The following is a 451-nucleotide window of genomic DNA, read 5'->3' on the forward strand; positions in this document are numbered from 1 at the left end:
GCCCAGGTTTGCGGACCCGACAGCAGCACCAGCGTGCCGGTCTCGGCAGTGGCGCAGAAACAGCCCGTGAGGCCGACGAGATCGCGATCTTCGGGCTTGCGAAACGCGACCGTGAGCCCCGCCGAAGTCCAGTCGAACGATTCGAGCGTCTCCCAGGCGACGGCCTGCGTGGGCAACTGGAGCGAGGCGAGATAGCGCGCCGCGGCGGCGGGCACGTCGGCGAGCTGCGCGACCTCCTCGACCGTGGATGCCATCTTCTTCGCCTCGACGACGAAACGCGCGACGAGGTCGCCTTCCATCGGCGGACGCGGCCCTTGTGGATGCCGCGCGAGATAGTCGGCCACGGCTTCCCGTTCGTGCGCGGCGGGTGTTGCATCGCGACCCTGAGCGGCGCGGATGCGCGCGAGCATGCTGCGGCGGGCGGCCGTGGTGTCCATGTGCGTCCTCGTCA

The 451-nt window shown here is 70.1% G+C and carries 1 protein-coding gene; it reads right to left on the reverse strand.

What is annotated here, in order from left to right; genetic code table 11:
• A partial coding sequence (locus R2R70_RS18975) for a hypothetical protein (RefSeq protein WP_410978746.1) occupies window positions 1-437 on the reverse strand: 437 nt, incomplete at its 3' end.
• Window positions 438-451 lie beyond the last annotated feature (14 nt).

It is taken from the genome of Cobetia sp. SIMBA_158 (genome assembly GCF_046566945.1).
GTDB lineage: Bacteria > Pseudomonadota > Gammaproteobacteria > Pseudomonadales > Halomonadaceae > Cobetia > Cobetia amphilecti.